Origin of the sequence: Neorhizobium sp. BETTINA12A (genome assembly GCF_023006485.1) — a bacterium.
GTDB lineage: Bacteria > Pseudomonadota > Alphaproteobacteria > Rhizobiales > Rhizobiaceae > Neorhizobium.
On sequence record NZ_JALBGW010000202.1, the window covers coordinates 1 to 7,506 of the forward strand.

The following is a 7,506-nucleotide window of genomic DNA, read 5'->3' on the forward strand; positions in this document are numbered from 1 at the left end:
CTGCCGTCGACCGCCGAGCGCAGCCGGTCGCTGACCTCGACGAGCAGCGCGTCGCCGGCGCTGTGGCCGAGCGTGTCGTTGACCGTCTTGAAGCGGTCGAGATCGAGGATGAGGAGGGCGAGTTGTTCCTCCTCCAGCCTTGCGGCGGAAATTCCCGTATCGAGGGCGGTATTGAAGGCGGTACGGTTGGCAAGCCCGGTCAGCGGATCGCAATTGGCGAGCACTTCCAGCCGGTAGTTGGCGCGCAGGATGTTCGAATTGGCGCTGGAGAGGGAATCGGCAAGCGCCGTCGCCTTCAGCTTGCCGAGCACGTTGCCGACGAATGTCGCCTCGCTGGTGCGGCTGCTGCGGATCAGCACCATCGTCAGGGCCACGACGTCGATGGTGAGGAGCCAGCCGCTGGCGCTGCCGGTGACGGCAAGTGCGATCATCACGGAAATGTTGGGCGGTATGGCGAAGGCGAGCGAAACCGGGTTGTGCCCGACACCCATCAGGACCGCGCCGGTCGCCATGCCGCACATGATCAGATAGAGGCCGCTGTCTCCGTCGAGCGCGTTGAAATCGGGCACGGTCAGCGGAAGGGCCGCCCAGGCGAGCCCGCTCAAGAGCGCCCCGACGGTCAGCACGTCCAGCGCCTGTTGCGGGGCATGTTCCACGGTTTCCCAACGCTTCAGGATCGACGCCATGACGACGCGCAGGATGAGGCTGGCGATCACCGCCGTGAACCACAGGCTGGCCGAAACGGTCAGGCCACGGTCGATCGTGGTGACGAAAAGCGCCGAGGCGGATATTGCGGCATTGGTCGCGAGCGTCGAGATCAGGCGTTCGAGCATGGTCGATGCCTGCGCCCGCTTCACGTCCAGGGCAAGGGCCGGGTCGATCTGACCTGTTCTGAATTCGGCTTCCATCGATCTGCTTGGGCTGGAGTTCCTATGCCGACACTATCCAACGGCGACGATAAGAAAGTCTTGCATTCGAGGGATCTTCTTCAACCCAGCCGGGTTATCCTGAATGAAAAGGTAATCGGCCGTTCGTGGCGCCTCAATATTGGGCGGATGCCGTTCGATTGTACCGATAGCTGCTACATCCGATTTCTCCCGCACTGCTGGAACTTCCCGCGCGGTCACGAATTACAAATTGTCCATGTCACGAAATGGCCGCAATTCCTGTTGGTTTCCACCACATTTGTTCGGGACTCTAAGCGAGTCAAACGAGGAGTAATCCAATGGCTCTTCTCAACCCGACCCTGGCCGCTATCCGATACGGTTATGGCCTTCGTCCCGGCGAAGAGCCGCCCCGCGATGTCGAAGCACTGCTGGCGCAGATCGAGGAAGGGGCTTCCGAAAAGCCTCGCTTTCCGCGCGAGGGTGTGAGTGGCCGGCTGGACACTGCAACCCGTGTCGTCTCGTTGCTCGCCGCCGAGGCGAAAGCCCGTCAGGCCGGCAATCCGAACGAAGATGTCCGCAAGGCGACCCGGACCGAGGCGCGGCGCATCTATCGGCAGGATGCCATGGCGCGGCTTGCCCAGGCGATCCATTCGCCGCTCGGATTTTATGAGCGCCTCGCGAGTTTCTGGGTCGACCATTTTTCGACCAGCGTGATGAAGTCGCTGCCGATGCGGATGATCGTGCCGCTCTATGAGGCGCAGGCGATTCGCCCCAATATCGGCGGTTCCTTTACGAGATTGCTGTCCGATGCGATTCTGCATCCGGCCATGTTGATCTATCTCGACCAGAACCAGAGTGTCGGGCCCGATTCCGCCGCCGCCCGCAAGAACGGCCGCGGTCTCAACGAAAACCTCGGACGCGAACTGCTGGAGCTGCACACATTGGGCGCGGGCAGCGGCTATACGCAGGACGACGTGCGGGCCGCGGCACTGATCCTCACCGGCCTGTCGGTGGACAACCGCGCCATGCAGGTCGTCTATCAGCCGCGGCTCGCCGAGGCGGGGCCTGTCAACCTGCTCGGCCGGACCTATCAGGACGACGAAGGCGATGGCCAGGACCACGTCCTGATGCTCGAGGACCTCGCCGCCAACCCCACGACCGCGCGGCATGTCTGCGGCAAGCTCGTCCGGCATTTCGTCGCCGACGAGGCGCCCGAAGACATGGTCGGCGCGATGGTCGCGGCATGGACGCAGAGCGAGGGCAATCTGACCGAGGTCTACCGCGCCATGCTCGCTCATCCGCGGGCCTGGTCGGATCCCGGCCAGAAGATCAAGCAGCCGTTCGAGTTCGTGGCGTCGGGTTTCCGAGCCCTCGATCTGCCGGAGAGGAATTTGGCCAACCTGCTGCGCGACATGGACGATGGCGACGAGGACGAGAGCCCGATGCAGAAGGCCATGGACCTGACTGGTATCGCGAAGAGGGACGATATCAGGAAGAAGGCGGGGCGTGCCAATGCCCTGACGCTCGGAGCGCTGCAGCGCATGGGTCAGCCGATCTGGCAGCCGCCGAGCCCCGCGGGTTTCGCGGACGAAACGGGCGTGTGGCTGACCCCGAGCCAGTTGAGCGAACGGATTTCCTGGTCGCGCATGGTCGGGCGCATCTTTGCACAGAGGCTGGAGCCGTCCGAATTCCTGCAGGCCGCACTTGCCGATGCCGCCCATCCGGAGACCCGCAGGGTGATCGCGCAGGCGCCCAACAAGGTGCACGGCATCACGATGGTGCTGGCATCCCCTGAATTCAACAGGAGATAAGAGATGAGCGTCCAGGACAGTTTCCCGTTGTCTCGCCGCGGTCTTCTGGCTGGCGCCTGCTGCGCGGCGGCGGCTCCCCTCCTAACGCCGGTGAGCTTTGCGGCGATGCCCGGCGATAACCGCTTCGTGACGATCATCCTGCGCGGCGCCATGGACGGGCTCGACTTCGTCCAGCCTTACGGCGATCCGGCCTATGCGGCGCTGCGCCCGAAACTGGGCTTGAGGCCGGATACCGGGCTCATCGATCTCGACGGGTTCTTCGGGCTCAATCCGGCAGCTTCCGCACTGGTGCCGCTGTGGCAGGCGCGCGAGCTCTCCCTCGTGCATGCCGTCTCGACGCCCTATCGCGACCAGCGCAGCCATTTCGACGGCCAGGACATGCTGGAGACCGGCGGCAACGCCAAGGGCCAGCGCACCGGCTGGCTGAACCGCACGCTCGCTATCATCCCGCGCTCCAACGGCCGCAAGGCGATCGACATCAATACGTCGATGGAACTGATCCTCAGTGGTCCGAACGAGGCGGATAGCTGGTCGTCGCAGAGCAATTTCGCGCTTGCCGAGGACGAGATCGCCTTTCTCGACCGCCTCTACGCCGGCGATCCGGCCTTTGCGAAAGCCATGGAGGAGGCGAAGAAGACCGATATGTCGGCGGACTCCCTTTACGCCGATAACAGGCGGGGCGCTGGCATTGCCGACATGGCGCGGCTTGCCGGCGGCATGCTGCGCGAGGACTATCGGATCGCCAGCTTCTCGATCAACGGCTGGGACACCCATGTGGGCCAGCAGGGGCAGTTCAGGAAAGCCGTCGGCGATCTCTCGACCGCGATCATCACGCTGAAGGATGCGCTCGGCGAAGAGGCCTGGAAAAAGACCGTCGTGCTGGCAATGACCGAATTCGGCCGCACCGCCCGCGAAAACGGCACCAACGGTACCGACCACGGAACCGGCGGGCTTGCGGTGCTCGCCGGCGGGGCGATTCCAGGCGGCAAGGTTTTGGGCAAATGGCCGGGGCTTTCCGAAGACAAGCTGCTCGACCGCCGCGACCTGATGCCGACCGGCGACGTTCGCGAGGTCGCGGCCGCCATGCTTTACCGGCAGTTCGGGATCGAGCCCGACAATCTCACCGCCAAGGTTTTCCCCGGCCTGAGTTTCGACAGGTCCTCGGCCTATCTGAAGGGTTAGCCGGCGGTTCCGTCTATGTCAGGAGATCGTAAACCCGGAATACCCAGTAGAACTGGTAGGCGAGCGCGAAGACGACGAAGGCCGCGTGATAACGCCGGTCGGTGGTGATCGCGGCGATGATGCTGAGCACGATGTAGAACGCGGTACGGGCCGGATATTCGTAGCCAAGCGACAGGAAATAATCCCGACCCTTGAGAGCCGTATCGACGAGGTCGGTGGCGAGCATTCCAGCCAGGAAACCGAAGAACCATGTTCGCCGCGACAGGAAATAGTGTTCGTAACCGTCATAATCCTGCATCGAAGTCGGAAAGAGCAGGGCGCAGAGGAAGAAGAACAGCGCGCAGAAGGCGATCAGGAAAAGATAGGCCGCAAAACCGATCACCGGCAGGGCGTGCAGACGGTATTCCCACCACCAGAAATGCGCCAGGAACAGAAACATGAATACCACCCAGCCGAGGTGGACGGGGTAGATGCGCGCCGCGCCGGGATGCTGGACGATACCGGCGAGGCCGTTCAGCAACCGCGCCAGGCTGAGGCTCACCACCATGCCCATGACCACGCGGATATGCGTATAGGTTTCGGCGGCGGTGGCGACGTCCATGGCTGTTCCCCGATCTATTCTTCGGCGGGCACCGGCACCGGGCGGCCGTCCTCGTCGAGCGCAACCATGATGAAAGTCCCTGCCGTGACCTTCTCGATCATCCGGTGACGCGCCCGCTGTGCCCAGGCTTCGACGGTCAGCGTGATCGACGAGCGTCCGACGCGGGTGATTTCCGTATAGATGTTCAGCGTGTCGCCGATCTTCACCGGCAGTTCGAAGGCCATTTCCTTGACCGCTGCCGTGACCACGCGGCCACGGGCCCGTTCGGCGGCGCGGATGCCGCTCGCCAGGTCCATCTGCGCCATCACCCAGCCGCCGAAGATATCGCCGGCCGCGTTGGCATCCGCGGGCATTGCCAGGGTGCGGAGCGTCAGTTCGCCGGTCGGCTTGGGATTTTCGGTCATGTCGTCTCTCTTTCGAAGCGGTTTTCGGGCGACTCCTCCCGCCGCGAGACTAACCGCACATGAAGGAGAAGGAAACTCCGCCAAAAAGCGTTTCAACATCAATTATTTAGGCTGAACTAATTCGCGTTCGCCGCGATTTGTCAGGGCTTCACTACCTGGTAACCATCGACCATTAGAATTTAAGGCGAATTGCACATAAGGGGGGTCCCATGCAACGTCTCGCCATTTCCTGGCGCCTTTATAGTCTTGTGCTCCTGTCGCTCGTCATCCTCGGCGGCGCCATGGTCTTCAGCCTGTTCCAGAGCTACGCTTCGTCGGAACGGGAGCGGAAGGCGGGCCTTGCCCAGATGAACGATGTGGCGCTGACCGTGCTCAAGAAATACCAGGCCCTCGAAGCCTCCGGCGCGATGACCCGCGAGCAGGCCCAGACCGAGGCCAAGGCGGTCATTTCGGTGATGCGCTACGGTGACGGCAGCGGTTATTTCTGGCTCAACGACATGCTGCCGCGGATGATCATGCATCCGATCAAGGCGGAACTGAACGGCAAGGACCTGTCGAACGACAAGGACCCGAATGGCAAGTTCCTGTTCGTCGAGTTCGTCAACGCCGTCAAGGCAAGCCCGACGGGCAAGGGCTTCGTCGACTACTATTGGCCGAAGCCGGGCGCCGAGCAGCCGGTCGAGAAATATTCGCATGTCGCCGGTTTTGCGCCCTGGGGCTGGATCGTCGGCACCGGCGTCTATGTCGACGACCTTCACGCCATGTTCCGGCGCGACGCGATCAACTTCGCCTCGATGTTCGGCATCGGCGCGCTGGTGCTGATCGCCGGCGCCACCTTCGTGGTCAAGACGGTGACCGGCCCGATCGGCAAGATCAGGCAGGCGCTGCAGTCGATCGCATCGGGCGAGGCGCGCGTCACCGTGCCCTGCACCGAACAGAAGAATGAGATCGGCGAGATGGCCCGCGCGCTTTCCGTGCTGCGCGATTCGGTCGACGAACGGGTCCAGCTGCAGGCACGCGAGGCCGAACAGGCCCGCATGATCGCCAGCGAGCGCTCCGACAACGAGCGGACGATGACGGCCGCTGCCGAACGCCAGGGGCGTGCGATCAGCGAGCTTGGCCGGGCGCTCGAGGCGCTGGCCGGGGGCGACCTTTCCGTGGCACTCGTCGATATCGGCGAGGATTATGCAAAACTCCGCCACGATTTCAATGCGGCGGTCGGTTCGCTCCACCAGGCGATCGCGGCGATCTCCGAGACCAGCCTTGTGGTGCGCGACAGCGCCTCGGACATTTCCGGGGCGACGGGCCATCTGTCCAAGCGCACCGAACAGCAGGCGGCGGCGCTCGAAGAGACCGCGGCAGCACTCGACGAGATCACCGCAACCGTCCGCACCGCGTCGGAACGGGCCGTCGAGGCCCGCACCATGGTCAGCGAGACCAAGGACAGCGCCGGCCGTTCGGGCGAGATCGTCCGCAATGCGATCGACGCCATGGGCCGGATCGAGGAGAGCTCCAACCGCATCAACCAGATCATCTCGGTGATCGACGAGATCGCCTTCCAGACCAACCTTCTGGCGCTGAATGCCGGCGTCGAGGCGGCACGGGCCGGCGAGGCGGGCCGCGGTTTTGCGGTCGTGGCGCAGGAAGTGCGCGAACTGGCGCAGCGCTCCGCCAATGCCGCCAAGGAGATCAAGACGCTGATCAGCAACTCCGCCCGCGAAGTGGAAGGCGGCGTGGCGCTGGTGCGTTCCACCGGCGATGCGCTGGTCGAGATCGCCACCCTGGTCGAGCGGGTCAACGCCCATGTGGACACGATTGCGACGGCTGCCCGCGAGCAGGCGACCGGGCTCCAGGAGATCAATTCCTCCGTCAACCATATGGACCAGATGACCCAGCAGAACGCGGCGATGGTCGAGGAGACCACCGCGGCAAGCCAGACGCTTGCCGAACAGAGCCTGCACCTGCAGGGCCTTCTTTCGGCCTTCAGGCTCGGCAACGGAGGCCGCGCGGCGACCTCGGGTCAGGCATCCCGCGCTCGCGCCGCCTGATCGACCGATCTACCGCTGAAAAACACAAGGCCGCCGGCGCAAAAAGCCCGGCGGTCTTTTTGCTGTCGGCCGCATCGAAATGGGTCGCCAGAATGGAGGCAATGGGACGGCGGGCGTCCCGAAACGACCTTGAATTGCACCGAAAGGTCACGAAAGAGCCTTGATTTCTCAAAGGTTCATTTACCGACTTTGCCTAAACTCTCAGCGTGTGTCATTTCGGCACCGGAAGAGTGGCAAACTTGTATGGCGTATGCTTCCCTTTCTCGGCGGGTGATCGGCTCGCTGATGATCCCGACAATGCTGGCTGCCTGCTCCGCCGGGGATCTCGTTCCGCCGGCGTCGATCGATAACGGCCGCGTCGGGGCGATCCAGCCGATGCGCGACATACCGCGCGAGCCCGCCTCGCAGCAGGCTTATCCGACGAACCCCGCGCCGGTCTCCGGGGCCCGCGCCGTCGATTACGCGAATACGCCGAACCTTGCGGGCACCGGTTATCCGAATTCGAACTACCAGAATTCGGCCTATCCCGGCTCCGGGGCCAATGACGGCGGCCACTTTCTGCGGGCGCCGGAG

Annotated in this window: 6 protein-coding genes and 1 pseudogene; 4 read left to right on the forward strand and 3 right to left on the reverse strand. The window is 63.7% G+C overall.

The window, feature by feature from the left end; genetic code table 11:
• Positions 1-908: sensor domain-containing diguanylate cyclase (locus tag MOV61_RS26785; protein ID WP_247138760.1), on the reverse strand; the 908-nt coding region annotated here is incomplete at its 3' end.
• A 317-nt stretch (positions 909-1,225) separates the two neighbouring features.
• Between MOV61_RS26785 and MOV61_RS26790 the strand changes: the two genes are divergently transcribed.
• Positions 1,226-2,698 carry a DUF1800 family protein gene (locus MOV61_RS26790; protein ID WP_247138761.1) on the forward strand — a complete coding sequence of 491 codons (1,473 nt, stop codon included), beginning with the start codon at positions 1,226-1,228 and terminating at the stop codon, positions 2,696-2,698.
• Between the two features lie 3 nt (positions 2,699-2,701).
• The gene (locus MOV61_RS26795) at positions 2,702-3,880 is read left to right on the forward strand and encodes a DUF1501 domain-containing protein (RefSeq protein ID WP_247138762.1); all 1,179 of its coding nucleotides are present in this window, start codon (positions 2,702-2,704) and stop codon (positions 3,878-3,880) included.
• A 13-nt stretch (positions 3,881-3,893) separates the two neighbouring features.
• Here MOV61_RS26795 and MOV61_RS26800 read toward each other — a convergent pair whose 3' ends face one another.
• Complete coding sequence (locus MOV61_RS26800) at positions 3,894-4,481, reverse strand: hypothetical protein (protein WP_247138763.1); 588 nt, start codon at positions 4,479-4,481, stop codon at positions 3,894-3,896.
• A 14-nt stretch (positions 4,482-4,495) separates the two neighbouring features.
• A complete protein-coding gene (locus MOV61_RS26805) occupies positions 4,496-4,885 on the reverse strand; it encodes an acyl-CoA thioesterase (protein ID WP_038586468.1) in 390 nt (129 codons plus the stop codon).
• Positions 4,886-5,094: 209 nt separating this feature from the next.
• Here MOV61_RS26805 and MOV61_RS26810 point away from each other — a divergent pair, with 209 nt between their 5' ends.
• Together MOV61_RS26810 and MOV61_RS26815 are read left to right on the forward strand one after the other, a co-directional pair.
• On the forward strand, positions 5,095-6,933 hold the full coding sequence (locus tag MOV61_RS26810; protein WP_038542700.1) for a methyl-accepting chemotaxis protein: 1,839 nt from the start codon (positions 5,095-5,097) through the stop codon (positions 6,931-6,933).
• Positions 6,934-7,176: 243 nt separating this feature from the next.
• A pseudogene (locus tag MOV61_RS26815) lies at positions 7,177-7,506 on the forward strand (hypothetical protein); the annotation flags it as partial.